Annotated in this window: 26 protein-coding genes; 13 read left to right on the top strand and 13 right to left on the bottom strand. The window is 70.1% G+C overall.

What is annotated here, in order from left to right; genetic code table 11:
* Positions 1-79 precede the first annotated feature (79 nt).
* On the top strand, positions 80-1,435 hold the full coding sequence (locus tag KGQ19_RS21425) for a hypothetical protein (protein ID WP_212010985.1): 1,356 nt from the start codon (positions 80-82) through the stop codon (positions 1,433-1,435).
* A gap of 12 nt (positions 1,436-1,447) precedes the next feature.
* On the top strand, positions 1,448-2,077 hold the full coding sequence (locus KGQ19_RS21430; RefSeq protein ID WP_212010986.1) for a hypothetical protein: 630 nt from the start codon (positions 1,448-1,450) through the stop codon (positions 2,075-2,077).
* 42 nt (positions 2,078-2,119) lie between these two features.
* On the opposite strand, the gene KGQ19_RS21435 is transcribed toward KGQ19_RS21430, so the two are convergent.
* The 3 genes from KGQ19_RS21435 to KGQ19_RS21445 all read right to left on the bottom strand — a co-directional run bounded on the left by KGQ19_RS21435 (position 2,120) and on the right by KGQ19_RS21445 (position 5,129).
* Positions 2,120-2,947 carry an ABC transporter ATP-binding protein gene (locus tag KGQ19_RS21435; protein ID WP_368862131.1) on the bottom strand — a complete coding sequence of 276 codons (828 nt, stop codon included), beginning with the start codon at positions 2,945-2,947 and terminating at the stop codon, positions 2,120-2,122.
* A 104-nt stretch (positions 2,948-3,051) separates the two neighbouring features.
* Positions 3,052-4,077, bottom strand: coding sequence for a FecCD family ABC transporter permease (locus tag KGQ19_RS21440; RefSeq protein ID WP_212010987.1), 1,026 nt, complete (start codon positions 4,075-4,077; stop codon positions 3,052-3,054).
* Positions 4,074-5,129 carry a FecCD family ABC transporter permease gene (locus KGQ19_RS21445; RefSeq protein ID WP_212010988.1) on the bottom strand — a complete coding sequence of 352 codons (1,056 nt, stop codon included), beginning with the start codon at positions 5,127-5,129 and terminating at the stop codon, positions 4,074-4,076. The genes KGQ19_RS21440 and KGQ19_RS21445 overlap by 4 nt, the downstream gene beginning before the upstream one ends.
* A 114-nt stretch (positions 5,130-5,243) precedes the next feature.
* Here KGQ19_RS21445 and KGQ19_RS21450 point away from each other — a divergent pair, with 114 nt between their 5' ends.
* Genes KGQ19_RS21450 through KGQ19_RS21480 form a run of 7 tightly spaced genes read left to right on the top strand, consistent with a single transcriptional unit; the run spans position 5,244 to position 13,634 of the window.
* Entirely contained in the window at positions 5,244-6,296 is a 1,053-nt protein-coding gene (locus KGQ19_RS21450; RefSeq protein ID WP_212010989.1) for an ABC transporter substrate-binding protein, read from the top strand.
* 2 nt (positions 6,297-6,298) lie between these two features.
* Entirely contained in the window at positions 6,299-7,390 is a 1,092-nt protein-coding gene (locus KGQ19_RS21455; RefSeq protein WP_268907909.1) for a siderophore-interacting protein, read from the top strand.
* Complete coding sequence (locus tag KGQ19_RS21460) at positions 7,387-8,958, top strand: pyridoxal phosphate-dependent decarboxylase family protein (RefSeq protein WP_212010990.1); 1,572 nt, start codon at positions 7,387-7,389, stop codon at positions 8,956-8,958. Before KGQ19_RS21455 ends, KGQ19_RS21460 begins: the two co-directional genes overlap by 4 nt.
* Positions 8,959-8,982: 24 nt before the next feature.
* Positions 8,983-10,287 carry a lysine N(6)-hydroxylase/L-ornithine N(5)-oxygenase family protein gene (locus tag KGQ19_RS21465; RefSeq protein WP_212010991.1) on the top strand — a complete coding sequence of 435 codons (1,305 nt, stop codon included), beginning with the start codon at positions 8,983-8,985 and terminating at the stop codon, positions 10,285-10,287.
* A 47-nt stretch (positions 10,288-10,334) separates the two neighbouring features.
* Entirely contained in the window at positions 10,335-10,922 is a 588-nt protein-coding gene (locus tag KGQ19_RS21470) for a GNAT family N-acetyltransferase (RefSeq protein ID WP_212011012.1), read from the top strand.
* The gene (locus KGQ19_RS21475) at positions 10,919-12,715 is read left to right on the top strand and encodes an IucA/IucC family protein (protein ID WP_212010992.1); all 1,797 of its coding nucleotides are present in this window, start codon (positions 10,919-10,921) and stop codon (positions 12,713-12,715) included. The genes KGQ19_RS21470 and KGQ19_RS21475 overlap by 4 nt, the downstream gene beginning before the upstream one ends.
* A gap of 22 nt (positions 12,716-12,737) precedes the next feature.
* On the top strand, positions 12,738-13,634 hold the full coding sequence (locus tag KGQ19_RS21480) for a phytanoyl-CoA dioxygenase family protein (RefSeq protein ID WP_212010993.1): 897 nt from the start codon (positions 12,738-12,740) through the stop codon (positions 13,632-13,634).
* Positions 13,635-13,743: 109 nt separating this feature from the next.
* Here KGQ19_RS21480 and KGQ19_RS21485 read toward each other — a convergent pair whose 3' ends face one another.
* Positions 13,744-14,079, bottom strand: coding sequence for a hypothetical protein (locus KGQ19_RS21485; RefSeq protein ID WP_212010994.1), 336 nt, complete (start codon positions 14,077-14,079; stop codon positions 13,744-13,746).
* 193 nt (positions 14,080-14,272) lie between these two features.
* On the opposite strand from KGQ19_RS21485, the gene KGQ19_RS21490 reads away from it, so the two are divergent.
* Together KGQ19_RS21490 and KGQ19_RS21495 are read left to right on the top strand one after the other, a co-directional pair.
* A complete protein-coding gene (locus KGQ19_RS21490) occupies positions 14,273-15,010 on the top strand; it encodes a hypothetical protein (protein WP_212010995.1) in 738 nt (245 codons plus the stop codon).
* 178 nt (positions 15,011-15,188) lie between these two features.
* Positions 15,189-16,844: a carboxylesterase/lipase family protein gene (locus tag KGQ19_RS21495; protein WP_212010996.1), complete on the top strand. Its 1,656-nt coding sequence runs from the start codon at positions 15,189-15,191 to the stop codon at positions 16,842-16,844.
* A gap of 94 nt (positions 16,845-16,938) precedes the next feature.
* On the opposite strand, the gene KGQ19_RS21500 is transcribed toward KGQ19_RS21495, so the two are convergent.
* Both KGQ19_RS21500 and KGQ19_RS21505 read right to left on the bottom strand, forming a co-directional pair.
* Complete coding sequence (locus tag KGQ19_RS21500) at positions 16,939-17,379, bottom strand: hypothetical protein (protein ID WP_212010997.1); 441 nt, start codon at positions 17,377-17,379, stop codon at positions 16,939-16,941.
* 202 nt (positions 17,380-17,581) lie between these two features.
* Positions 17,582-18,160, bottom strand: a complete 579-nt coding sequence (locus KGQ19_RS21505) for a TetR/AcrR family transcriptional regulator (RefSeq protein WP_212010998.1) — start codon at positions 18,158-18,160, stop codon at positions 17,582-17,584.
* Between the two features lie 84 nt (positions 18,161-18,244).
* Here KGQ19_RS21505 and KGQ19_RS21510 point away from each other — a divergent pair, with 84 nt between their 5' ends.
* Complete coding sequence (locus tag KGQ19_RS21510) at positions 18,245-19,126, top strand: SDR family oxidoreductase (RefSeq protein WP_212010999.1); 882 nt, start codon at positions 18,245-18,247, stop codon at positions 19,124-19,126.
* Between the two features lie 76 nt (positions 19,127-19,202).
* On the opposite strand, the gene KGQ19_RS21515 is transcribed toward KGQ19_RS21510, so the two are convergent.
* From KGQ19_RS21515 to KGQ19_RS21535, 5 genes are all read right to left on the bottom strand, one after another.
* Entirely contained in the window at positions 19,203-19,724 is a 522-nt protein-coding gene (locus KGQ19_RS21515; protein WP_212011000.1) for a GNAT family N-acetyltransferase, read from the bottom strand.
* Positions 19,725-19,798: 74 nt separating this feature from the next.
* Positions 19,799-20,581, bottom strand: coding sequence for an ABC transporter permease (locus KGQ19_RS21520; RefSeq protein WP_212011001.1), 783 nt, complete (start codon positions 20,579-20,581; stop codon positions 19,799-19,801).
* Complete coding sequence (locus tag KGQ19_RS21525) at positions 20,578-21,567, bottom strand: ATP-binding cassette domain-containing protein (RefSeq protein ID WP_212011002.1); 990 nt, start codon at positions 21,565-21,567, stop codon at positions 20,578-20,580. Before KGQ19_RS21525 ends, KGQ19_RS21520 begins: the two co-directional genes overlap by 4 nt.
* Positions 21,568-21,632: 65 nt before the next feature.
* The gene (locus KGQ19_RS21530) at positions 21,633-22,502 is read right to left on the bottom strand and encodes a DUF4097 family beta strand repeat-containing protein (protein ID WP_212011003.1); all 870 of its coding nucleotides are present in this window, start codon (positions 22,500-22,502) and stop codon (positions 21,633-21,635) included.
* Positions 22,503-22,565: 63 nt separating this feature from the next.
* Positions 22,566-23,102, bottom strand: a complete 537-nt coding sequence (locus KGQ19_RS21535) for a ribbon-helix-helix protein, CopG family (RefSeq protein ID WP_212011004.1) — start codon at positions 23,100-23,102, stop codon at positions 22,566-22,568.
* Positions 23,103-23,236: 134 nt separating this feature from the next.
* Between KGQ19_RS21535 and KGQ19_RS21540 the strand changes: the two genes are divergently transcribed.
* Positions 23,237-23,752, top strand: a complete 516-nt coding sequence (locus tag KGQ19_RS21540; RefSeq protein ID WP_212011005.1) for a pyridoxamine 5'-phosphate oxidase family protein — start codon at positions 23,237-23,239, stop codon at positions 23,750-23,752.
* 80 nt (positions 23,753-23,832) lie between these two features.
* Here KGQ19_RS21540 and KGQ19_RS21545 read toward each other — a convergent pair whose 3' ends face one another.
* Together KGQ19_RS21545 and KGQ19_RS21550 are read right to left on the bottom strand one after the other, a co-directional pair.
* On the bottom strand, positions 23,833-24,069 hold the full coding sequence (locus tag KGQ19_RS21545; protein ID WP_212011006.1) for a hypothetical protein: 237 nt from the start codon (positions 24,067-24,069) through the stop codon (positions 23,833-23,835).
* A gap of 17 nt (positions 24,070-24,086) precedes the next feature.
* The coding region (locus KGQ19_RS21550; RefSeq protein ID WP_212011007.1) for a M1 family metallopeptidase at positions 24,087-25,404 on the bottom strand (1,318 nt) is incomplete at its 5' end.

The following is a 25,404-nucleotide window of genomic DNA, read 5'->3' on the forward strand; positions in this document are numbered from 1 at the left end:
ACGGCGACGCTGAGCAGTTGAACGGGGTCCGACGGTCGAATCGTTCCGCCCTCGGGCATCTCCGTGGTCGCATGGAGCCATGAGCATGTACCGGAGGAGATTCCTGACGGCCGGAGGTGCCGCCGTCGCCGCCGTGACTGTCGGCGCCCGGACGGCCGGCGCCAGCGCCAGCGCCGACTCCACCACCAATGCCGGGGCGAGTCCGAGCCCGAACATCACCGTCGACTTCACCAAGGTCCTGACGAAGGTCGATCCGCTGGGCATCGGCTGGACCTGCTCGACGTACAAGGGCGGCACCGGCGCCGCCAATATCAACGCGAGCGCCACGTGGAAGGCGACGCTGGCCGCGCTCGGGGCCGGGCATGTGCGGATCCCGTTGCGGTGGAACCACGGCGATCCCGGGTCCAGTGCCGGCGGGGCGCAGACCTCGGGGGATGCCGACACCTACATCAAGAACATCCGCGGTATGGGTGCGCTGCCGTTCGTCATCTACGGCGGCGACTCCAGCGACAACGGCGGGCTCAACGGCTCTGATGCCGCTGCTTTCGTCGCGCACTACAACGGCGCCGGCGGCAGTGCGAACGGCGGGCCGGTGAAGTACTGGGTCATCGGGAACGAGCCTGATGTCAGCGGCGGCACCAGCGCGTACTTGAGCGCGCTGCCCGGGATCGTCTCGGCGATGCACGGCGCGGATCCCTCGGTGGTGATCTCGGCGCCGGCCGCGGCCTGGTTCGACACCGGCCTCCTCCAGGCGGCGGCCACGATCGACGGGGTGGGGATCTTGTCCTACCACGCCTACAACGGTGGCGACGCCGCGCCGGGCGGGTTCCCGAACGAGAGCGCGTACCACGCCAACATCGCGACGCTGAAGACGTACAAGCCCGGCGTGCTGTACGGCGTGGAGGAGGCGAACTGGCACTACGTGGGCGGTGCCGCGGAGTTCTTCGACTGGCACAACACCTGCTTCATCGCCGATGCCGCGGGGCAGGTCCTCAGCGCCGGCGGGCACTTCACGCAGTACTCGGACAGCAACGGGCCGCTGGGGTTGCTGAACGACGGCGGCGGCCAGGGCCAGCCGGGGTCGCTCGGCACACCGTTGCCGGCGTACTGGGGCCTGGGCATCTGGACCGGGATGGCCGGCCAGTTCAAGAAGTACAGCGCCGCGATGGTGCCGGTGACCAGCACGCTGGCCGGCACCGCGGTGTCGGCGTTCGCGTGCGACAACGGCAAGGTGGTGCTGGTCAACAAGCAGGCCGCGGCGCAGCCGGCGGTGATCGGGCTTGTGGGCAGGACGTCGGGGACCTACGAGGTCTGGGCCACCCAGCCGGGCAGCCCGACCGCGCCGATCCACAAGGTCGCCTTCGGTCAGTACTCTGGGAGTCAGATCTCTTACACGGTCCCGGCCGGGACGGCGGTATCGGTCGACATCTCTTAGGGGGCAACGGCGGTGAAGATCTCGGGGTCGGACTCGTGGGAGATCCGTGTCACGGATTTCGACTGGCTGCTCGTTCCCGCGCTGTGGATCAGGGCGGCGGAGCGGATCGATGTGCCGGTCGCGGGGGTGGTCACGGCGCCGCTGGACATCGAGGAGATGCCGGAGCCGTCGGCCGATACCGGAGCCGCCTCAGGCGCGGCGCTGACGCAAGGCTGGCTGTACTTGTGGAACGTGGCCGTGTTGTGGCCGCAGTTGAAGGACCAGAAGGTACTGGCCGAGGTGGCGCGGTTCGCACCGCCGGATTTCGAGGCGCTCGCCGATTTCCCCGAGTTCCGCCGGGTCTTCGCAGCCCGCTGGCCGCAGGCCCATGCCTGGCATTCGGCCCGCAAGCGGGCCGGTATCGAGGCCCTGCTCGATCGGGCGGACGGCGCGGGCCGGGACGTCGAGGGCCAGGTGGTGCGGGCGGTGGAGGCGGAGATCGGGCGTAAGTCGGCTCCGTTCAGCCTGCACCTCATCGTGCTGCCGGTGGCTGAGGACCTCATCCGTCCGGCGGGCGAGGGGACGTACCTGGTCCCTGAACGCTTCCGCCGGACCGACGGGTATCAGCGGTGGCTGACCACCGTGGTGCGGGAGCTGGCCTAGAGCCAGCTGGCCTAGAGTCGGCTGGCGTAGAGTCGGCTGGGCCTAAGCCCCGGAACGCCGCCGCGCGCCGGGCACCACCAGCGGCGTCCCGCTCTCCGGGTCCTCGATGACCCGGCAGGTCAGCCCGAACACCTGGTGCACCAGCTCGGCGGTGACGATCTCCTCCGGCCGCCCGCAGGCCGCGACCCGGCCGTCGCAGAGCACGATCAGGTGGGTGGCGTAGCGGGCGGCCTGGTTGAGGTCGTGCAGCACCGCGACCAGGGTGCGGCCTTCGTCCTCGTGCAGGCGGGCGCACAGGTCCAGGATGTCCACCTGGTGGGCGATGTCCAGGTAGGTGGTGGGCTCGTCGAGCAGCAGCAGCGGGGTCTGCTGGGCCAGGACCATCGCGGTCCACACCCGCTGCCGCTGGCCGCCGGACAGTTCGTCGACGGCCCGGTCGGCCAGGTCGGTGACGCCGGTGGCGGCCATCGACTCGGCGACGATCTGCTCGTCCTGGCGCGACCACTGCCGCAGCAGTCCCTGGTGCGGGTGCCGGCCACGGGAGACGAGGTCGGCGACGGTGATGCCGTCCGGTGCGATCGAGGTCTGCGGCAGCAGGCCGACGATGCGGGCGACCTGCTTGGTGGGCAGGGTCGCGATGTCGGTGCCGTCCAGCACCACGGTCCCGGCCTTCGGCTTCAGCAGCCGGGACAGGGCCCGCAGCAGCGTGGACTTGCCGCAGGCGTTGGGGCCGACGATGACGGTGAAGGACCGGTCCGGGATCGCGACGCTGAGGTCCTCGGCGACGGTCCGGCCGTCGTAGGCCAGGGTCAGTGCGGTGCCGCCGAGGCGGGACGGGGCCGTCGTCTCGGGCATCGCGGTGTCGGTCATCGTGGTGCTCATGTCCCTGCCCATTTCTTCGAGGTCGCTGTGCTGGTCCTTGCGATCTGTACTCATAGATCCGTGCTCATCGATCTGTACTCATAGATCCGTGCTCATATCCGTCCGGCCTTGCGTCCCGTCGCCAGCAGCCACATCAGGTACCCGCCGCCCAACACCCCGGTGACGACGCCGACCGGCAGCTGACGCCCGGGGATCGCGTGCTGCGCCGCCAGATCGGCGCAGGTCATCAGCACCGCGCCGAGCAGCATCGAGGGGATCAGGTTCGGCCCCGGCGCCCGGGTCAGCCGCTTGGCCAGCTGCGGCGAGGTGAGGGCCACGAACGAAACCGGGCCGGCGGCAGCCGCGGCGAACGAGGTGAGCAGCACCGCGGCGACCAGCGCCGTGAGCCGGACCCGTTCCACCGACACACCCAGGGCCGCCGCGGTGTCGTCACCCATCTCCATGACATGCAGGGCCCTGCTACAGGTGATCAGCACCACCGGCACCAGCACGGCCATCGCGATCGCCAGCGGTACCGCGTCGGCCCAGGCCCGGCCGTCCAGGCTCCCGGTGATCCACAGCAGCGCCCGGGTGGCGTCCATCAGCTGCGCCTTGGTCAGCAGGTAGCCGTTGACGCCGCTGAGGATCGCCGAGACCCCGATCCCGGCCAGGATCAGCCGGTAGCCGTGCACGCCGCGGCGCCAGGCCAGGACGTAGACGCCGATCCCGGTCGCCACTCCCCCGGCCACCGCCCCGCAGGCCAGCGCCGCACTGCTGCCGCCGGCCACGACCACGACCAGCGCGCCGGTGGCCGCGCCCTCGGTGAAGCCGAGCATGTCAGGGCTGCCCAGCGGATTGCGGACCAGCGACTGGAACACCGCGCCGGCCAACGCCAGCGCCGCCCCGACCAGCAGCGCGGTCACCACCCGGGGCAGCCGCAGCTGCACGACGATGAAATGGTCGGCGACCGTGCCGCCGCCGAACAACGTCCGCAGCACCTCCGCCGGCGCGATCCGGTAGTCGCCGCTGCCGAGGGTGAGGACCACGGCAGCGAACGCCACCACGGCGAACACGGCGGTGGCCGTGACCGCCCGGGGCCGGTAACGCACCGACAAGGCGGCGCCTCGCAGAACCCTCATGCCCGCACCGCCTTACCCCGGCGCAGGAAATACAGGAACACCGGACCGCCCAGCACACTGGTGACCACGCCCACCTGAATCTCAGCGGGCCGCACCAGCACCCGGCCGAGCACATCGGCACCCAGCAGCACCACCGGCGCCAGCACCGCGCAGTACGGCAGCAGCCAGCGCAGATCCGGGCCGGTGACGACCCGCACCACGTGCGGCACCATCAGCCCGACGAACACGATCGGCCCGCACGCGGCAGTGGCCGCCCCGCACAACAGCGTCACCGCCACGATCGCCGCGGCCCGGATCGCGGTCGGCCGCGAACCCAACGCCACCGCCGAATCCTCCCCCAGCGCCAGCGCGTTCAACGGCCGGGCCAACCCCAACGCCACCACGACCCCGGCGGCGATGAACGGCAACACCCTGACCACGGTCGAAGGCGTCGCAGCGGCCAGCGACCCGACCGTCCAGAACCGCATCGCCTGCAACGAAGCCGAATCCAACAGCATCGCGGCACTGACATAAGAGAACAGCGCCGCGTTCAACGCCGCCCCGGCCAACGCCAACCGCACCGGCGTCGCCGACCGGCCCCCGCCGATCAGATAGCCGAACGTGGTAGCGGCCGCAGCCCCGGCCAACGCGAACCAGATGTAGCCGTCGAACGTGCCGATCCCGAACAGCCAAGTCGCACTCACCACCGCCGCCGAAGCCCCGGCGTTCACCCCCAACAGCCCGGGATCGGCCAACGGATTGCGGGTCAGCGCCTGCATCACCGCACCGGCCAGCCCCAGACCCACCCCGACCAGCAGACCGAGCAGCGTGCGAGGCAGCCGCATCTGGTGCACCACCGTGTAGGACGGCGAGGCCGGATCGGTCAGGCCATCCCACACCTGGCCCACCGACAGCGATCGCGCGCCGAAGCTGATGCTCAGCACCAGCACCACGGCCAGCAAAGCGGACGCGACGGCCAGGCCCGCGCCTCGGCTCAGCCGGCGCGCGCCGGCTGACCTGCGGGGTATCGGGACGGCGGCCTCAGGGGCCTGCGGTGGTGCGGTGGCTGACAAGTCCTGGCTCCGGTTCCGCGGATCGGGCGACCCCTCTTGGGCCGTTGCTCAGGTTAGGCTAACCTAACCTCGCTGGCGCCGGGTAGGCACCTCAACCCCGAGAAAGCGACATTCATGCCCCTCTCCTCACATATCTCCGCACCGTCCCGACGTGGCGTGCTGGCCGCGGCCGGCGGCGGCGCCCTGGCCGCCGTCCTCGCCGCCTGCGGCGGCAACGGCGGTTCGAGCTCTGCGTCCGACAGCGGCGCGGCGGCGAAAACCGGCCCGGCCGGGCCCTGGTCCTTCACCGACGACCGCAAACAGACGGTGAAGGCCTCGGCCGCCCCGACCCGCGTCGTGGCGTTCACCGGCACCGCCGCGGCGCTCATCGACTTCGGCGTCGACAAGCAGATCGTCGGCGTGTTCGGCGAGACCACGCTGCCCGACGGCAAACCCACCGCACAGGCCGGCGACCTGAACGTCGGCAAAGTGAGCGTGCTGGGCAACGTCTGGGGCGAGTTCAACGTCGAGAAGTACGCCGCGCTCAACCCGCAGCTGCTGGTCACGCACATGTACGAGCCCGGAGCCCTGTGGTACGTGCCGGACGAGAGCAAAGACCAGATCGCCAAGCTCGCGCCCAGCGTCGCGATCAACGTCGCGCGGGTATCGCTGCCCACCCCGATCCAGCGCTACGCCGACCTGGCCGCCTCCCTCGGCGCCGACCTGAACGCGCCGAAGGTGACCAGCGCCAAGACCCGGTTCCAGACCGCCGCCGAGACGCTGCGCACCGCGGCCAAGGCAGCCGGCGGACTGAAGGTGCTCGCCGCCTCCGGCAGCGCCAACACGTTCTACGCCTCCAACCCGAAGATCGCCGCCGACCTGATGTACTTCGCCGAACTCGGCGTGGAGCTCATCGTCCCGGACAAGCTCGACAGCGGCGACTACTTCGAGAGCCTGAGCTGGGAGAACGCCGACAAGTACCCGGCCGACCTGATCCTGCTGGACAGCCGCTCCACCGCGTTGCAGCCGCAGCAGCTCGCCGCCAAGCCCACCTGGAACGCACTGCCCGCAGTGAAGGCCGGACAAGTCACCGCTTGGGACGCCGTGCCGCGTTTCTCCTACGCCGGTGCCGCTCCGCTGCTGGAAAACCTCGCCAAAGCGATTCAGAACTCCAAGAAGGTGAGCTGACAATGACCTCTTCTTCAGTGACGGCGGCTTCTTCGGTGACGGCGGTCCTGGCCGCCAGTGCGGCAGCAGCGGCGATCTGCTCCCCGGACGGCGCACTGCCGCCGACGGCCACGGCCGAATCAGCGTCCAGGCTCGTACACGGCAAGTTCCGGTTCTTCCAGGCCCGGGTGGTCGCCACCCGGCGGCTGGGACCCTCGATCGTGCGCGTCACCTTCGGCGGCGAGCAGCTGCGGGACTTCGCCGGCGGCGGCCGGGACCAGAGCTTCTCGCTGTTCCTGCCGCAGGCCGGGCAGCAAGTGCCGATCGTGCCCACCGACGCCGGAGACGACTGGTTCGGACAGTGGCGGGCCATGCCGCAGGACCAGCGGGCCGTCATGCGCTCCTACACCATCCGGTCCCACGACCGCGAACACCACGAGGTCGACGTCGACTTCGTCCTGCACGGCACCGGCAGCGCCGGCTCGGCCGGGCCCGCATCCCGCTGGGCCGCCGAGGCCACACCGGGCGACCGCGTAGTCCTGCTCGGCCCGGCCGACCAGGACAACCGCAGCATCGGCTTCCAGCCGCCCGCCGACACCGACTGGGTCCTCATCGCCGCCGACGAGACCGCGCTGCCGGCCGCCGCCGCAATCCTGGAATGGCTGCCCGAGGGCATCCGGGCCCGGGCCTGGATCGAGGTGCCGGACCTGAAAGACACCCAGGAACTACTCAGCGCCGCAGAAGCCGACATCACCTGGCTGGTCCGCGATCCGGCGCAGCGACCCGGCGCGCTGCTGGCCGAGGAGATCCGCGATGCGAGTCTCCCCGACGGGGCGCCCTACGCCTGGCTGGCCGGGGAGTCCGCGATGGTCAAGACCCTGCGGCGCCACCTGGTCGGCGAACGCGGCCTCGACCGCCGCCGCGTGGAGTTCTCCGGATACTGGCGCCTCGGCGCGACCGAGGAGGATCTGCGCACTGAGAAGATCGCCGCCGCAGCCGCGACCGCGGGACCAGTAGATGCCGGACTGCCCGACGCCGAACCGGCTGCCGCAGCCGCCGAACCGGCACGCACCGAGCCCGCCACCGCCGGCCGGCAGCCGGGAGACGCCTCGTGAGCCCTCAGGCCACCGCCGTCGCCACCGCCCGCGCCATCTTCTCCCCCGCCGTCGAAGACGCCGCCCGGCACCTGTTCAACGACCGCACCCTCGACCGCTACCGGACCAGCCTGTCCGACGGCATCGACCGGATCAGCGACCAGATCGCGGCCGCGACCAGCCCGTTCACCGGCATCGCCCCCGCCGACCTGGCCCCCGGCATCACCGGCATCGACCTGGACCGGCCGCTGGAAGACACCACCGCCGCACTGGACGAACTCCAAGACCTCTACCTGCGCGACGCCGTCTACTTCCACCACCCCCGCTACCTGGCACACCTCAACTGCCCGGTCGTGATCCCGGCACTGCTCGGCGAAGCCGTCCTGTCCGCCATCAACTCCTCCCTGGACACCTGGGACCAAAGCGCCGGCGGCACCCTGATCGAGCGCCGCCTGATCGACTGGACCGCCGAACGGATCGGCCTGGGCCCGGCCGCCGACGGCGTATTCACCAGCGGCGGCAGCCAATCCAACTTCCAAGCCCTGCTGCTGGCCCGCGAAGAGGCACTGGCCAAGGCCGCAGCCGCCGAATCAGTCCCGGAACACGCCAGCGGCCACGGCGGGACGCGACACATCATGGACCGGCTGCGCATCTTCGTCTCCGAAGCCGGACACTTCAGCGTCCGCAAATCCGCGAAGATGCTCGGCCTGAGCCCGGAGGCCGTGGTAACCGTCGAGACCGACACCCGCAAGCGGATGCGGCCACAAGCCCTGGCCTGGGAACTGGAGCAGTGCCGCTGGGCCGGGTTCATCCCGATGGCCGTGGTCGCCACCGCCGGCACCACCGACTTCGGCTCCATCGACCCGCTGCCCGCGATCGCCACCCTGTGCGCCGAATCCGGCGCCTGGTTCCACGTCGACGCCGCCTACGGCTGCGGCCTGCTGGTCTCCCGATCCCGGCGCGCGCTGCTGACCGGCATCGAACACGCCGACTCGGTCACCGTCGACTTCCACAAGGCGTTCTTCCAGCCGGTCAGCTCCAGCGCCCTGATCGTCCGCGACCGCGCGACCCTGACCCACGCCACCTACCACGCCGACTACCTGAACCCGGCGCGCGCCGTCGAGCAGCGCATCCCCAACCAGGTCGACAAGAGCATCCAGACCACGCGCCGGTTCGACGCGCTCAAGCTGTGGCTGACGCTGCGGATCATGGGCCCGGACGCCGTGGGCGAGCTGTTCGACGAGGTGATCGACCGGGCCGGGCAGGCCTGGGTGCTGCTCACCGTCGATCCGCGGTTCGAGGTGGTGACCCGCTCGCAGCTCAGCACCCTGGTCTTCCGCTACCTGCCGCCGGAGGGCCCGGCCCGCGACCTGGCCGACGGCGCGAACCTGTATGCCCGCCAAGCGCTGGCCGCCTCCGGCGCGGCGCTGGTGGCCGCGACGAAGGTGGGCGGCCGGCACTACCTGAAGTTCACCCTGCTGAACCCCGAGACCACGGTCGACGACATCGCGCACGTCCTGGACCTGATCGCGGGCCACGCCGCCGAGTACGTCCAGGCGTTGAGCGCCGCCGACGCCCGGCGTGCCTGACCGAGCCACGGAAGAAGCCCTCCTTTGACCACGCACGACTTCATCGCCATCGGCCTGGGCCCCTACAACCTGGGCCTGGCCTGCCTGACCGATCCGATAGACGGCCTGGACGGACTGTTCCTGGAGGCCCGCACCGAGGCCGCCTACGCCTGGCATCCCGGGATGCTGCTTCAGACGGCGACATTGCAGACGCCGTTCATGGCCGATCTGGTGACCCTGGCCGACCCGACGTCGCCGTTCTCGTTCCTGAACTTCCTGAAGGAGACCGGGCGGCTCTACCCCTTCTATATCCGGGAGAGCTTCTACCCGATCCGTGCCGAGTACGACCAGTACTGCCGCTGGGCCGCGGCCCGGCTGCGCAATGTGCGTTTCGGGGCCAAGGTGTCCCGTGTCGACTACGACGAGGCAGACCGCTGCTATGTGGTCCGGTCGGTCGACGCCGACACCGGCCTGGCGGCCGTGGACCGGGCCCGTCGTCTGGTCCTGGGCACCGGGACGCCGCCGCACATCCCGGACGCCTGCGCCGGCCTCGGCGGCGATCTGGTCCACAGCGCCGACTACCTGGGCGGCAAGGCTGCTTTGCAGGGCAAGGAGAGTGTCACGGTCGTGGGCAGCGGCCAAAGCGCCGCGGAGATCTACCTCGACCTGCTCGCCGACGCCGGCCCCGACACCTATCACCTGAGCTGGGTGACCCGGTCGCCGCGGTTCTTCCCGCTGGAATACACCAAACTCACCCTGGAGATGACCTCGCCGGACTACGTGGACTACTTCCACGCGCTGGCAGAGGACACCCGCTACCGGCTGGAGGCCGAACAGAAGGGCCTGTTCAAAGGCATCGACACGGAACTGATCAACGAGATCTTCGACTGCCTGTACCTCAAGAGCGTGCACGGCCCGGTCGCGACCCGGCTGGTCACCAACACCGAGATGCGCGCGGCCCGCTACGACCAGACCGGCGGCACCTACACCCTGGACCTGCACCATCACGAGCAGGACCGGGCGTTCTCGCTGGCCACCCAGGGCCTGGTGCTGGCCACCGGCTACCGGTATCAGACCCCGGACTTCCTGGAACCGGTCCGGGACCGGCTGCGCTGGGACCGGCACGGCCGGTTCGACGTCGCCCGCAACTACAGCATCGACACCGCCGGCAGCGAGGTCTTCCTGCAGAACGGCGGCACCCACACCCACAGCATCACCTCCCCGGACCTGGGCATGGGCGCCTACCGCAACTCCTGGATCATCAGCGAGATGCTCGGCCGGGACTACTACCCGGTGGAGAAGACCATCGCGTTCCAGGACTTCGGCGCACCGGACGGGCTCCTGATATGACCGCCCCGATACCCGGCTTCACCAACGGCCTCACCAGCGGCTTCACCATGGCCAGCCCGATCGGGAACATCACGCTGCGGCCGATCCAGGCCGAGGACGACACCGAGATCGAGATGCTGCACCGCTGGGTCACCCACCCGAAGACAGCGTTCTGGCTGATGCAGGACCGCACCGTGGAGCAGGTCCGCCAGGAGTACCAGCGGATCGCCGCACACCGGCACCACGAGGCGTTCCTGGGACTGGTCGAGGGCCGGCCGGGATTCCTGGCCGAACGCTACGACCCCCGGTACGTCGAGCTGGCCGGTCTGTACGAACCCGAAGACGGCGACGTCGGGATGCACTTCCTGTGCGCGCCGGGCCGCACCCCGGTGCACGGCTTCACCCGGGCCGTCATCACCGCCGTACTGGCCTGGATCTTCACCGATCCGGACGCGCTGCGGGTGGTCGTCGAACCGGACGTCGCCAACACCGCGGTCCACGCGCTCAACGCCGCGGTCGGCTTCCAGGTCGTGGGCCGGATCACCAAACCCGAGAAGGAAGCGCTGCTGAGCGTGTGCACCTGGCACGCCTTCCAATCCGCCACCGCCGCACTGCCCACCGTCCCAGCACTCCCGCACCGAGGAACCGCCGAATGAACCCCCGCGACGCCGTTCGCCACCTGACGCCCGACACCTGGGACCGCGCCAACCGGCACCTGGTCCGCAAGGCCATCGCCGAGTTCTCCCACGAACGGCTGCTCACCCCACAACCGGTAGCCGACACCGGCGGCACTTTCGAACTACACAGCGACGACGGCACAGTCCAATACCGCTTCACCGCCCAGATCCTGGCCCTGGAACACTGGCAGATCGACACCGAAAGCATCGTGCGCGTCAAAGACGGCCGCAAGCTGCCACTGGACGCCGCCGAATTCTGCACCGAACTGCGCGGCACGCTCGGCCTGAGCGATCAGGTGCTGCCGGTCTACCTGGAAGAGATCAGCTCCACCCTGGCCAGCGCCGCGTACAAACTCAGCAAGCCGCCGATGTCCGCCGCGCAGGTGGCACGCGCCGATTTCCAGCGGATCGAGTCGGAGATGACCGAGGGGCATCCGACGTTCGTGGCCGGCAGTGGCCGGATCGGGTTCGGGGTCGACGATTTCCGGCAGTACGCGCCGGAGGCCGCGCATCCGGTGCGGCTGATCTGGGTGGCGGCGCATCGGGACCACGCGGCGTTCTCGGCGTCGGCGGACATTGATTATGAGAGTTTGATCCGCTCTGAGCTCGGTGCGGAGTTGTTGGGGCTGTTCGGTGCGGTGATGACCGGGCTGGGCCTGGATCTGGACGATTATCTGCTGATCCCGGTGCATCCTTGGCAGTGGTGGAACAAGCTGGCGGTGACGTTCGCCGGGGACATCGCCCGGCAGCGGCTGGTGTGTCTGGGCCCGGGCGATGACGAGTATGTGCCGCAGCAGTCGATCCGGACGTTCTTCAACGCCACCGATCCGGCCAAGCATTATGTGAAGACGGCGCTGTCGGTGCTGAACATGGGGTTCATGCGGGGGTTGTCGGCCGCTTATATGGAGGCGACGCCGGCCATCAACGACTGGCTGGCGGCGTTGATCGCCGATGACGCGGTGCTGAAGCGGGCCGGGTTGTCGGTGATCCGGGAGCGGGCGGCGGTGGGGTATCGGCATCGGCAGTTCGAGGCGGCGACCGGGGCGTCCTCGCCGTATCGGAAGATGCTGGCGGCGTTGTGGCGTCAGAGCCCGGTGCCGGCGTTGGAGCCGGGGCGGCGGTTGGCGACGATGGCGAGTCTGCTGCATGTGGATCGGGACGGGAGTTCGCTGGCGGCGGCGCTGATCGAGGAGTCGGGGTTGGCGCCGCGGGTGTGGCTGCGGCGGTATCTGGAGGCGTATCTGACGCCGTTGCTGCACTGCTTCTACGCCTACGGTCTGGTGTTCATGCCGCACGGCGAGAACGTGATCCTGGTGCTGGACGAGGCCGGCGCGGTGGAGCGGGTCGTGTTCAAGGACATCGCCGAGGAGATCGCGGTGATGGACGCCGCGGTGCCGTTGCCGGCGGGTGTGGAGCGGATCCGGGTGCAGGTGCCGGAGGAGCTCCGGCTGCTGTCGATCTTCACCGATGTGTTCGACTGTTTCCTGCGGTATCTCAACGCGATCCTGGCCGGGCAGGGGGTGCTGGGCCAGGAGGTGTTCTGGGCCACGGTCGCCGAGTGTGTGCACGCGTATCAGGACTCGATGCCGGAGCTGGCCGAGCGGTTCGGGCGCTTCGACCTGTTCGCGCCGCGGTTCGCGCTGTCCTGCTTGAACCGGCTTCAGCTGCGGAACAACCAGCAGATGGTCGATCTGGGCGATCCGGCCGGGGCGTTGCAGTTGGCCGGGACGTTGGCCAATCCGCTGGCGGGCTCGGGCCGGTTGGCCGGCTGAGCGCGCGGGTACGACTGGCACGATGTCCGAGATGCGGGTGGCGAACGAGCTGCTGGCCGATCCGGTGCGGCTTCGGGCCCGGTTCGAGCGGGACGGGTATCTCCTCTTCCGGGACGTCTTGGCCGCTGATGCGGTGCGCGCCGTCGGGGAGGAGTTGGTAAGCATCCTCGCTTCGCAGGGGCTTGTCTCCAGTGGCGGGCCGGTGCCGGCGTGGATCGGCGGGGAGTTGACGGCTTCCGGCGAGCACGACTTGCAGGAGTTGTTCAACAAACAGGCGCTGTGGGAGTCGCTGGTCGCTACCCCGGCGGTGGCGGGGTTCTTCGCGCAGGTCGCGGGAGCGCCGGTCGGCTTCATCCCGCTGGCGCGTTATCGGGTCATGCCGCCCGGTGGCGCGACCGGGATCCATCAGGACGCTCTGCTCAATCCGGGGTTCGCCATGACCACGGCCTGGATCCCGCTGATGGGGATCGGCGAGGAGTTGGGCGGTCTGGCGGTGGCTGTCGGCAGCCACTGCTGGGGCTGTATGGCTCCGGAGTCGTTGCCGCCGCTGCGCGGGTTGTGGCGGTCGGCGGCCTACGGGGTCGGCGATGTCGTGCTGATGCATGAGGCGCTGGTCCACACCGGGTTGGCCAACCGCTCTGGCTGCGGGCTCCGGTTGTCGGTCGATGTGCGGTATCAGGATCCTGCGGCCCCGGCGGCGGTGGTCGGTCCGATCGTGGCCGCGGACGCGGGCTCGGTGCGGATCGCGGCGGCGGACGGCTCGGTCGTGGACTTGGCGGTCGAGGACTCGACGCTGCTGCGGGCCAGTACCGGGGCGCGGATCGCCAGGGCGCAGGTGGCGGCCTCGGAGCTGGTGCCGGGGCGGCGGGTCATCGCCTCGCGGCGCGACGGGGTGGCTGTCATGGTGAAGCCGCTGTAGCTGGTTGCCGGGCGCCGGTATGGAGCCCGAGCCCGCCCCGTTCCGGGCTGACCGGAACGGGGTGCCGCGATCAGGGTGCTGAGGCTGAGGCTGGGTCTGGGTCTGGGGCCTAGACGAGCACTACGTACGGGTTGCTGTACGCGCCGGCTTCCGTGCCGCACGTCGCCTTGGACGTGCCGTTGCCGGTCACGATGTTGCCCCAGGCGTAGTAGAGCGCGGGCTCGCGCGGGCTGTCGTGACGGCACTGGACCATTTCCTGCCACTGCTGGGAGGCCGGGGCGGTACAGGTGGCGGTGTACATCGCGCCGTTGCCGGGGGTGGCGTAGCCGCCGAAGGTGCACGGCAGCGGGTTGGCGCGGCCGGTGGCCGCCGAGGCCTGGGCGGGGACGGCGATGCCGACGGCCACGGCGCAGACGGCCAGGGCGACAGTGGACTTCAGGTGCATGGGGTTCCTTCCACGGTGGGAGGTGGTATCGATGAACTGAGATGTACGAGCTCTGATTATCAGTTCATCTCAGCTAAGAGCATGGCATGGGTGATTCATCTTGGCTAGGACTCCCAGTCGGGGATGGTTTCGGCAGGACTGGCGGGGTTTGACTCCCGGGTTGCGGCCGCGCCACAGCTCCTAAGATCGCCGCATGGCCACCATTGAGATCGTCACCACCGCCGACCGCCCCGACCTTGAAGCTTCCGCGAAGTCCCTGCTCTCCGGCGGCTGGCCGGCGTTCGTGCTCCGCGACCCGCTGTCCAACACCTACCGCGACCGGGTGCGCAGCTACTTCCCGCAGTTCGATGTGCTGCTGGTGGAAGACGGCGAGGTGTTGGCCGACGGCCGCGCGGTGGCGCTGCGCTGGGACGGCCAGACGGCCACGATCCCGGACGGCTATGACGGCGCGCTGGTCGAGTCGGTGACCGGACATGAGAGCGGTGTCGCGCCTGACACGCTGTGCATCATGGCCGCAACGGTGCGCCCCGACCGCACCGGCGGCGGACTGGCAGGCAAGGTGCTGTCGGCGTTGCGGGAGCGGGCAAGTGCGGCCGGGCTGTCGCGGGTCATCGCGCCGGTGCGGCCGGCCCTGAAAGCCAAATACCCGTTGACGCCGATGGCACAGTTCGCCGCCTGGACCCGCTCCGACGGGCTGCACCTGGACCCGTGGGTGCGCACGCATCAGCGGCTCGGCGCGACGGTCCTGGGCCCGGCGCCCCGGTCCATGGTCGTGCCCGGGACCGTTGCGGAGTGGGAGCGGTGGGCGGGGATGGCGTTCCCGCAGACCGGGCAGTACGTGGTACCGGACGCGCTCGACCTCGTGGACATCGACCGCGAGCACGACCGCGGGCTTTACGCCGAGACCAATCTGTGGATGCGGCACCAGTAGCCCGGCCCCGGCTCCTCCTCCCTGGGGTGGAGGCCCCTGATCCACCTGCGCCCCTGGCCCTGTCGGGTGGAGATCCAGAACTCCACCCGCGGGCCGATGCCCGTGCCGGGCCCGGACCGTCAAGCTGGGACAGCCGGGATCATTCGGGCCCCGGCATCGGTACGAAGGGCTCTGATTCGTGTTCCACATAAGCGTCAGGGGTGTGCGGCGGCCGGCGGCGGCCACGGTCGGGCTGTTGCTGGGCGGGCTGCTGTGTGCGGCGGCCCCGGCCGCGGCGGCTTCCGGCGGCGGGGCTGTCGCCGGGGTTGCCGGGCGGGGCGGCCGCGGGTGTACGACCAGCACCACGCTCGGCCGGGTGCAGGGCGTGGCCGAGGGCGGCACCTGTGCCTACCTCGGTGTCCCCTACGCCGCGCCGCCCACCGGTTCGCGCCGGTTCCTGCCGCCGGCCCCGGCGGCGCCGTGGCACGGCACGCTGTCGGCGACCGCCGCCAAGCCGGGCTGCCCGCAGGACCTGAGCGTCGGCGGGGGCGGCAGCGAGGACTGTCTGTACACGCAGATCTGGCAGCCGCGCTCCGGCGGCGCGGGCAAGCCGGTGCTGGTGTTCCTGCACGGCGGCGCCGATGAGCTGGGCTCGGCGAACGAGCCGGTGTTCGACGGCGCGGCGCTGGCCGAACGCGGCGACGCGGTCGTGGTCAGCGTCGACTACCGGCTCGGGCTGCTCGGCTGGACCGAACTCGGCGCCCTGGATCCGCGCTACACCGGCTCGGGCAACAACGGGCTGCGTGACCAGATCGCCGCCCTGACGTGGGTGCGGCAGCAGATCCGGGGCTTCGGCGGCAACCCGGGCGACGTCACCGTCTTCGGCCAGTCCGCCGGCGCCATCTCCATCTCCGCGCTGCTGGCCGGGGATCACCCCGAGCGGCTGTTCCGGCGGGCCATCGTGGAAAGCGGCCCCGGCTACCTGGTCCACACCGCGCAGTACGCGAAGGACGCCGCCGCGCACGTGCTGGCCACCGGCGGGATCACCAGCGTGGCGCAGCTGGACGCGATGAGCACCGAGAAGCTGCTCCAGCTCCAGGCCAAGGCCCAGCAGGGCCAGTCCGGCCTGGCCTCGGCCCTGTTCTTCGGCCCGTCGATCGACGGCGCGCTGATCCCCGGCCCGGTGGTCGACCGGATCGCCGCCGGCAGCGCCCGGCACGTCGACGTCATGCTCGGCACCACCGAGAACGAGACCGACTACTGGGCCATGTTCGCACCGCAGCTGCTGGACCTGCCGCTGTCCGCCTACCAGAGCTTCCCGGCGGTGCTGGCCGCACAGAAGCAGAGCATGTACGCGCAGTACGCGGCCGACCGGCCGGCCCTGAGCCAGGGCCGCGTGGTCAACGCGATGCTCACCGACCAGGTGATGCGGGTGCCGACGCTGCGGATGGCCCAGGCCCAGGCGCGGTGGCGCCCGACGTACGTGTACCAGTTCAACTGGCACGTCCCCTACGCCACCGGCGTGCCGGAGGCGCAGAACCTGGGCGCGATGCACACCGAGGAGCTGCCGTTCGTCCTGGGCAACCTGGACCTGGACGCCTACCCGCGCGGCGCCGCGACCCTGGCCGCCGAACGCCCGCAGCTGACCAAGCTGTCGCAGGACATGATGGACGCCTGGTCCGGCTTCGCCCGCACCGGCCACCCCGGCTGGCGCAGCTACACCCCGGCCACCCGCGCCACCAAGATCTGGGACACCCCGGAGCGGGTACAGGACGGGCCGCAGGAGACCGAGCGGGCCTTGTGGGACGGGTTCGGGTTCTCCGCCTGGGACTTGGAGCCGTGGGCCGCACCGTGACCCTCACGCTCCAGGGCACACAGACCATCCGCGGCTGCGTACTCCGGCGCTAGCGGTTCGGGCCCGAGCAGTTCGGGCCCGAACCGCCCAGGCCCTAGCAGTTCAGGGGCCTGGCCGGGGAGAAATAGCCCTTGCCGCCGAAGTTGCCCGTGGGCGGGTTGTAGCCATTCGGGTAGTTGACGAATCCCTTGGTACCCACCATCCAATCGCCGCTGCCGGTGGAATGACAGGTTGTCGTGTCCCACCCGTCGAGGCGGGCGTTATTGGTGTCCGCATATTCGACCTCGTCCATCCGCACGTTGTTGCGGTACAGAGCGACCCACATCGACAGCCGCGAAACCGCCGCGCTGCGCTGGATCCAGGCGTGGCCGGTCACAACGCGGCTGCTCTGCGGGTTCGGGGCGGTGACGGCGTAGATGCTGCACGTGATCACCTCATCGGGTGCTTTGACCACGGCGCCGGCGCCGGCGGCCGCGACCGCTACTGCGGTCCGCCGCCGTGAGACGTGGGCGCGCGGCGACTGCGTAGTGTTCATGGTCTGCTCTTTCCACGTCGGACGCCCCCGCGTACTGCCCAGGGCAGAATCCGCCGGCAGCGCGGTAGAAGGCTTTGGGTTCGACTTCAGCCTGCGGGCCGGCGGGGTGATGGCGCCTCGCCCGATTCGGGTGAACCGCCGCGGGATTCGCCGGACCGTCGCCGTCGGCCTCGGGCGGCTGGGCCGATCCGCGAAGCCGCGGTCAGCCCAGTGACGTGGCTGCCTCGCGCAGATCGTTCAGCGCGGCGCGAGCATGGTGCGCGAGGGTTCTGTCATCGTCCTGGTCGCCTTCAGACCACTGCGTGTAGGCCCGCTTGAACGCCAGGACTCCCAGTTCGGCGGCCAGGTGCGCGGTCGGATCGGGGACACCGCGATCGACGAGCGCCGCCTTCATCGCGGCTGCCAGGCTGACGCTTTTGAGGACCTCGCGCTCCTGCAGTTCGATGCTGGCCGCCACGGCCGCTTTCAGCCCGGGGCCGATTTCGCGGTTGACCGGGCCCATTTCGTTTGCGGCGCGCTCCAGGCCCGCCGCGACCGCCTCCAGTGGGCTGGAGCCCGCCGGCGCCTCGGCGATGCCGTCGGCCAGCAGCCGGCTCAGCGTCTCCTGCCCGGCCACCAGGACCTCGCGTTTGTCGGAGAAGTGCCGGAAGAAGGTGCTCTTGGTGACTCCGGCGCGCTCGACGATCTGCGCCACGGTGGTGGCGTCGTAGCCCTGTTCGTTGAACAGTTCCACCGCCGCCACGACCAGTCGTTGGGTCGCCCCCGGTTGCCATCGCGCCATGCGCCCATCATAGGTGATGGGACATGAGTCCCGTCACCCTGCTATGGTGATGAGACAACAGTCCCATCACTTTTGGAGAATCCCATGCGCGTCCTCGTCACCGGCGGCACCGGCACCATCGGCACCGCCGTGGTCGCCGAACTGCTCGCCAACGGCCACACCGTTCTCGCCCTCGCCCGCTCGGACGCCTCCGCGCAGACCCTCAAGGCCGCCGGCGCCGAGCCGCTGCCGGGAACCATCGCGGACCTCGATGTCCTGCGCGCCGGCGCCGCACAGTCCGACGGCGTCATCTCGCTGGCGTTCGGCCGCGACTACGCCAGCCCGGAGGCGCTGGCGGCGTCCATCGCCGAGGAAAGCGCCGCCATGGCCGCGCTGGGACAGGAGCTGATCGGCAGCGACCGCCCGATCGTCACCGTCTCCGGGACACCCTGGGTGCCAGGCCGCGCCAGCACCGAGGCCGACCCGGCACGGACCGATGGACCGGTCGGCGGGCGCGCCCGCTCTGTCAACGAACTGCTGGAGCTGGCCTCGCGCGGTGTGCGCGCCGCAGCCGTGCGCATGCCGCGCACCGTCCACAACCAGGGCGACGGCGGATTCGCCGGCCTGCTCGCCCAGCACGCGCGCCGCACCGGAACCGTGGGCTACCCGGGCGACGGTACGCAGCGCTGGCCGGCCGTGCACGCCCTGGACGCCGCCGCCCTGTTCCGGATCGCCCTGGAATCGGCCCCGGCCGGAACGACCTGGCACGCCGTCGCCGACGAGGGCGACGCGGTACTCGATATCGCGAACGTCATCGGGCAGCAGTTGGGCCTGCCGGTCCAGACCGTGCCGCAGGAGGACTTCGGCCCGTTCGGCGTGATCTTCGCGATGGACCAGCCGGCCTCCAGCGCTCACACCCGCCAGGCCCTCGGTTGGCGCCCGACGCACCCCAGCCTGCTCGATGACCTGAAGAACATCCAGCCCTGAAACCCTGAAGCCCTGACCGAACCGCCGCCCGCCGCGACACGAGCTTGATACGTGGAGCGGCGGGCGGCAGGCCGGATCAGACGGTTTCGGCGCCGAGCTCCTTGCGGAAGACGAACTCCCGCGGGCTGTACCCCATGCGCTTCTCATAGAAAGGCACAGACAGGGCATTGTTGGTCTCGGTCTCCAGCAGCACCAGTTCCGCACCCCGCTCACGGCCCCACGCCTCGGCCGCCTGCATCAGGGCCGTGCCGACACCGTCGCGCCGGTAGGCGCCGAGCACGCCGAGGCTGTCGATGTGCAGCCGCCGCCGGCCGAAGTCGGTCTGCAATTCCCGGTGGGCGCCCTCGATCGGTTCGTGCAGCGTCGCACCCAAGGTACCGGCCACGACCCCGTCCACCTCCGCGACGAGAAGCAGCGAGTCATCGGCGGCGCGCTTGTGGGCGTGGATCTCCTCCAGCCACTCGGCCAGGCCCTCGGAGTCCGGCACGTGGAAGGTGTCCGGATTAGTCGCCGAGAACAGGCTGCCCATCTCCCGCCACACCTGCGCGCCGGCCACACCGTCGCCCGCACGGGACGCTCTAATCAAGATTTCGCTCATCGATCCAGCATGCCGTCAACACCTCGTGTATGCGCTGATCCCAAGTCGCCGTGCAGGCATCAGGCGGCTTTGCGTCAGCGCCGCTGGGAGAACGACCTCCGGGACCACGTGAAGCCGATCAGCGCCGCGCCCACGCACCAGACGGCCGCGATCCACGCGTCCTGCCCGATCGGCCCGCCGACCAGCAGCCCCCGCAGGGTATTGATGATCGGGGTGAACGGCTGGTACTCCGCGAACAGCCGGACCGGGGTCGGCATCGTCCTGGTCGCCACGAAAGCGCTGCTGATCAGCGGCAGGATCTGAAGCGGCAACACCGCCGTGTTGGCCCCGCCGGGGCTCTTAGCCGCCGCGCCGAACGCGATCGTCAGACAAGTCAGGCCCACGGTCACCAACACCAACAGACCGGCCGCGGCCACCCACTGCACGCCGGAGGCATGCGGCCGGAAACCCAGGCCCACCGCGGCGGCCATGATCAGCCCGACCGCCGCCAAGGTCCGCAGCACACCGCCGAGGATGTGCCCGGCCATCAGAGCCGACTGCGAGATCGGCATCGTGCGGAACCGGTTGATGATGCCCTGGGTCATGTCGACACTGACGGTCACCGCGGTGGTGCCGCCGCCGTAGCACACGGTCGTCAAGAACATCGACGGCGCGATGTAATCCAGGTAGGCCGAACGGCCACCCGGCATGCCGTCAGCGCCGGAACCCAACGCGCCACCGAAGATATACACGAACATCAGCAACAGGATCACCGGAGTCACCAGCCCGGTGACCAGCATCATCGGGAACCGGACACCGTGCCGCAGACTACGGTGCAGCATGGTCCCGGAGTTCCGGACCGCGATCGACGCACTCACAACATCTCCTTGCGCGCAGTGGGCCGGCCGGCGACGGCCGCGGGACGCTCCATAGAGTCCGGGGGCCGTTCGGTCAAGGCCAGGAAGACATCATCCAGATCGGCACTGAGCACACTGACCTTCGCAACCTCGACCCCGGCATCGTCCAGCCGGTCCAAAAGCACACGCAGCGAACGCAGAGCGCCATCAGTCGGCACCCGCAAAGCCAGAGCCTTGGGGTCACGCTCAGCCTCGGCCAACAGCCCCGCGGCAGCGGCCAGCTGCTCAGCGGCGGAAAACTCCAGGCGCACGCTGGCACCCGGCATCCGCCGCTTGAGCTCGTCGGCGCTGCCCTCAGCCACCAGCACGCCGTGATCCAGCACCCCGATCCGGTCGGCCAGCTGGTCGGCCTCCTCCAGGTACTGCGTGGTCAAGAAAATGGTGACGCCACGCCCGGTCAGATCACGGACGATCTCCCACATCGCATGCCGGCTACGCGGGTCCAACCCGGTCGTCGGCTCATCCAGGAAGATCACCCGAGGCTCCGCGACCAAGGTCATGGCCAGATCCAGCCGACGGCGCATACCGCCGGAGTACGTCACCCCCCGAGCCTTGCCCGCCGCGGTCAAGTCGAACTTCTCCAGCAGCTCAGCAGCCAGCGCCTTAGCCCGCCCACGACCCAACCGATACAGATTGGCCATCATGATCAGGTTCTCCTCACCGGTGAGGAGATTGTCGACCGCGGCGAACTGGCCGGTCACACTGATCAGCGGACGGATCCGCTCGGCCCGGCGCACATCATCGCCCAGGATCCGGGCGGTCCCGGAATCAGCCGGGAGCAACGTGGTCAAAATGTTGACCACAGTGGTCTTACCGGCGCCGTTCGGCCCCAACAGCGCGTAGATCGAACCCTGCGGAACCGACAGATCGATGCCGTCGAGCACCGTCTTGTCGCCGTACGCCTTCCGCAGCCCGGACACCTCGATCGCGGGCGGTGACACAGCCATTGATTCCTCCCCCTTACTCAGATGAATGGCACGCCTGATAGCCGGCGCTCTTCCGACGAACGACCTCAGGCGCGGTGCACCCACACATCGCCGTGCAGAGTGCGGGCACTGATCTTGACCCGGTCCGTGCCGGTAGGCCCGTCGGCATCGTCCAAGTCGTTCGCCACACCGCCGACCAGGCTGCTGACATCCAGCAACGCCGAAGTACCGGCCCGGACCCCGACCTCCACCGCCCCGACAGTGGTCTCCAACCGCACCGAACCGGTGCGCACCTGCCCGATCCGGATATCGCCGTTGGTGACCTTCACCTCCACATCGGAATCGGCCCGATCCACCGTGACCACCCCGTTGACCCCGGCCACCTTCAGCGCACCGCAGACCTGCCCCAGCCGAGTCGCCCCGCTGGTGTTCCGGACATCCACAGTGCCCTCGGCCCGGCCGATCTCGACCTTGCCCTGCGCGGCCACCACATGAGCGGAACCCGCGACCGCCTCGACGAAAACCGCACCCAACGCCGTCTCCACCCACAACGGCCCGGTCTCCCCCAACACGATGTCGCCCGAACCGGCGGTGAACCGGCACTCGCCGAGCCGACCCGCACCGTTCAGCTGGGCCAGACCAGCCACCCCCTTCACCGTGGAACCAGCGGCCAGCCGGACAGTCACCTTGACCGTGCCGTCACCGGTGTACTTCGGAGACAACCTGCTGCCCCGACCGAACAACGGCGCCCGGTCCTTAGGCGTGCGGATCTCCAACTGGCCACCGGAGAACTCCACAGTCGTACTCGCCGCCGCCTTGACACTGGCAGCGGTGTCGTCAGCCGGGACGACGTCGACAGTCGTGCCCTCCTCATGCGGACCGGCCAGCAGATGAACCTCGGCGGCACGCAGTTCCAGCTTCAGCGCGATCGGATCAGTGGTAGCGAAAATGGGCATGGCAATGCCTTTCGATGGGTCGCGGATAAATCGATGAGCAGGTTCGGCGGCGGTCCGCCGCCGTCAGTTCGACCAGCCCGAGTAACTCTGGCCGATATGCAGCCCGGAGCGCGGGGCGCGGCGCGCCTCGGCCGCCGCCACCGCGCCGACCGCCCGGACCAGCCAGGCATTCGACGACAGGCCGGCCCTGGCGGCCAACTCGTCCACCTGGGTCTTCAGCCGGGCGGGCAGGCGCAGGCTCACCCGGGCCAGGATGTCGTCCTCGGCCTCGGGCTCGGCGTCGTCCACCGACAGCACGCTGAGATCGGCGGACTCGTCGGCGAGGCCGTCAGCAGCGGCGGCTGACGGCCCGCCGGTCGGCGGTGGCGTCACCACCAGATCCGGGTTCCGGTCACGCAGCCGGACGTCGACCCGGCCCGGGGCGATCGCCTCGGAGACCTCCCCGGCGGCCGAGGCGACGACGTCCAGCATGGCCAGCCGGAACGCGGCGTCCAGCGGGATGGCGAAGCGCTCGATCAGCGCCTCGGCCTCCGTGCCGCCGGCCGTCGCGGCGGCGGCCAGCGCCTGGTGGAGGGATTCGAGATGCGGCTCCAGGTCCATGACAGCAATGTAGCGCCATCATGACGTCACCGCAAGCAAGAGTGACGTCATAGTGACGTCACCACTCCCGGAGTGCCTCCGAACAGCTCGTTCTGTCAGCGCGTTTTGTCAGCGCGGTCTGGCAATGTCGGCCCATGCTCGAAACCCCCGAAGAACTGACCGCACTTCAGGACCTCCTCGACGCCAGCGCCGCCACCGCCGGCCCGCACCTGCGCGGCATCATCACCGACGAACGCCGCATGACCGCCGCCGCGCTGACCGACCACCTCCAGGGCATGCGGCTGATCACCGTGGCGACCGTGACCGCCGACGGCCGCCCGCTGACCGGCCCGTTCGACGGCTACTTCCTGCACGGCTCCTGGTGGTTCAGCTCCGGCCCGGACGCGGTGCGCATCCGCCACCTGAAGGCGCGCCCGGCGGTGAGCGCGACGTACCTGCCCGGGGAACAGGTGGCGGTGACTGCCCACGGCCAAGCCGAGCTGTTCGACCTCCACGGCCCGCAGTGCGCGCCGATGCGGCAGGCGATGCTGGACCACTACCTGCCGAAGCAGGGGCCTGCGTTCCAGGAGTGGATGGAAGGGCTTGAAGGCGGCATCGGGGTGCGGATCGACGCCCGGAAGCTGTTCACCTTCGCCGCACCGCGGGACTGAGCCGCCGCACTGGCACAGGCCGCCGTACTTGCCGGGCTGCCGCACTCGCCCGCGCTGCCGGTTGTTCGAGCCGCCCCGGCTCATTCCCAGCCGTGGGCGGCGTACGTCTGTTTATCCCATTCTGGATACGGGGTGGTGTAGGTGCCCCACCCCATGTGCTCGTAGTAGAGCGTCATCGCCTCGAAGTGGCTGGCGGCCTCGACGGTCCACACCAGCCGGGCCCGCTCGGTGAGCAGCGCACGCGCGCCGTCTCCGGGCGGCCCGGCCAGGCAGAATGTGAGTCCGTCCTCGCCGTCGTCCCAGAGCTCGTGAAGCAAAGCAGCTCCCCCCAGCCCTATCGCGGCATCGCCGGCAGCTCCGGCAGCGCGGTCGCAGACAGCCACTCGTCGAAGAACCCGCCGAGATCCCGCCCCGCCACCGACGACGCCACCTCCACGAACCCGGCCGTGGACACCGTCGAGTACCGGAACCGGTCGGTCCAGGTCCGCAGCAGGGTGAAGAAAGCCTCGTCCCCGACCGACAAACGCAGCGCGTGCAACGTCAGCGCACCCCGCTTGTACACGCGGTCGTCGAACAGATCCGCCGGGCCCGGGTCGGCCAGCACCAGGTCCTGCGGAAGCCGGGACAACCGCTGGTGCCAGGTGCGGGCGTGCCCGTCGGCCGACCCCTCGCCACAGCCCTGCGACCACAGCCACTCCGCGTAGCAGGCGAAGCCCTCGTGCAGCCAGATGTCGCGCCAGTCGCCCAAGGTCAGGGAGTTGCCGAACCACTGGTGCGCCAACTCGTGCGCGATCAGCCGCTCCCACTCCCCGTCCATGTGGTTGCTGCCGAACATCGACACACCCTGGGCCTCCACCGGGATCTCCAGGTGGTCGTCAGTCACCACCACCGTGTACGCCTCGAACGGATACGGCCCGAACAGCCCGCCGAACAACGCCACCATCTCGTCCTGCCGCGCCAACGCCGCCCGCGCCGCCGGCACCCGCCGCGCCGGCGCCACCAGCGACTGCGGCACGCCGCTGCCGTCCGAGGCCAGATCAACCCGCTGATACGGCCCGATCTGCACCGTCGCCAGATACGTCGCCATCGGCGCGTCCTGCACGAACGTCCACGTCGAGGACGAGCCGCTGTGCGCCACCGGCGCCAGCCGGCCGTTCGCCACCACCCGGTACTGCGAGGCCGTACTCACCTGCACCCGATACGTCGCCTTCTCATCGGGCCGGTCATTACACGGGAACCACGACGGCGCCCCCGTCGGCTGCGACGCCACCAACACCCCGTCGGCCAACTGCTCCCAACCCAGCCCGCCATACCGGCTCGACACCGGACGCGGCGCCCCCCGGTACACCACCTCCACCACCACCTGCTCCCCCGCGGCCACCGCCGCCGGAAGCATCACCCGCAGCTTCTCCTTGCGATGCTCGAACCGCAGCCGCCGACCGTCCTGAAGGATCACCCGATCCACCCGCAGATGATCGGAGAAGTCCAGCACCACCGCCGCCAACCGCGCCGTCGCCCGGCACGTCAGCACCGCGACCGCCGACATCCGGTTCGGGCCCACCCGGTAGTCCAGCGTCAGCTCGTAATGCTCCACGACGTAGCCCTCGTTGCCGCGCCGCGGAAAATACGGCGCCGCCGCACGCCCCGAGACC

It is taken from the genome of Catenulispora pinistramenti (assembly GCF_018274385.1).
Classification (GTDB): domain Bacteria; phylum Actinomycetota; class Actinomycetes; order Streptomycetales; family Catenulisporaceae; genus Catenulispora; species Catenulispora pinistramenti.

Bases quoted from the DNA above. Each gene is read 5' to 3' on its own strand.
- KGQ19_RS21425 (WP_212010985.1), top strand. From the start codon at position 80: ATGAGCATGTACCGGAGGAGATTCCTGACGGCCGGAGGTGCCGCCGTC.
- KGQ19_RS21435 (WP_368862131.1), bottom strand. From the start codon at position 2,947: ATGACCGACACCGCGATGCCCGAGACGACGGCCCCGTCCCGCCTCGGC.
- KGQ19_RS21440 (WP_212010987.1), bottom strand. From the start codon at position 4,077: ATGAGGGTTCTGCGAGGCGCCGCCTTGTCGGTGCGTTACCGGCCCCGG.
- KGQ19_RS21450 (WP_212010989.1), top strand. From the start codon at position 5,244: ATGCCCCTCTCCTCACATATCTCCGCACCGTCCCGACGTGGCGTGCTG.
- KGQ19_RS21455 (WP_268907909.1), top strand. From the start codon at position 6,299: ATGACCTCTTCTTCAGTGACGGCGGCTTCTTCGGTGACGGCGGTCCTG.
- KGQ19_RS21470 (WP_212011012.1), top strand. From the start codon at position 10,335: ATGGCCAGCCCGATCGGGAACATCACGCTGCGGCCGATCCAGGCCGAG.
- KGQ19_RS21475 (WP_212010992.1), top strand. From the start codon at position 10,919: ATGAACCCCCGCGACGCCGTTCGCCACCTGACGCCCGACACCTGGGAC.
- KGQ19_RS21480 (WP_212010993.1), top strand. From the start codon at position 12,738: ATGTCCGAGATGCGGGTGGCGAACGAGCTGCTGGCCGATCCGGTGCGG.
- KGQ19_RS21485 (WP_212010994.1), bottom strand. From the start codon at position 14,079: ATGCACCTGAAGTCCACTGTCGCCCTGGCCGTCTGCGCCGTGGCCGTC.
- KGQ19_RS21490 (WP_212010995.1), top strand. From the start codon at position 14,273: ATGGCCACCATTGAGATCGTCACCACCGCCGACCGCCCCGACCTTGAA.
- KGQ19_RS21500 (WP_212010997.1), bottom strand. From the start codon at position 17,379: ATGAACACTACGCAGTCGCCGCGCGCCCACGTCTCACGGCGGCGGACC.
- KGQ19_RS21505 (WP_212010998.1), bottom strand. From the start codon at position 18,160: ATGGCGCGATGGCAACCGGGGGCGACCCAACGACTGGTCGTGGCGGCG.
- KGQ19_RS21510 (WP_212010999.1), top strand. From the start codon at position 18,245: ATGCGCGTCCTCGTCACCGGCGGCACCGGCACCATCGGCACCGCCGTG.
- KGQ19_RS21515 (WP_212011000.1), bottom strand. From the start codon at position 19,724: ATGAGCGAAATCTTGATTAGAGCGTCCCGTGCGGGCGACGGTGTGGCC.
- KGQ19_RS21525 (WP_212011002.1), bottom strand. From the start codon at position 21,567: ATGGCTGTGTCACCGCCCGCGATCGAGGTGTCCGGGCTGCGGAAGGCG.
- KGQ19_RS21530 (WP_212011003.1), bottom strand. From the start codon at position 22,502: ATGCCCATTTTCGCTACCACTGATCCGATCGCGCTGAAGCTGGAACTG.
- KGQ19_RS21535 (WP_212011004.1), bottom strand. From the start codon at position 23,102: ATGGACCTGGAGCCGCATCTCGAATCCCTCCACCAGGCGCTGGCCGCC.
- KGQ19_RS21540 (WP_212011005.1), top strand. From the start codon at position 23,237: ATGCTCGAAACCCCCGAAGAACTGACCGCACTTCAGGACCTCCTCGAC.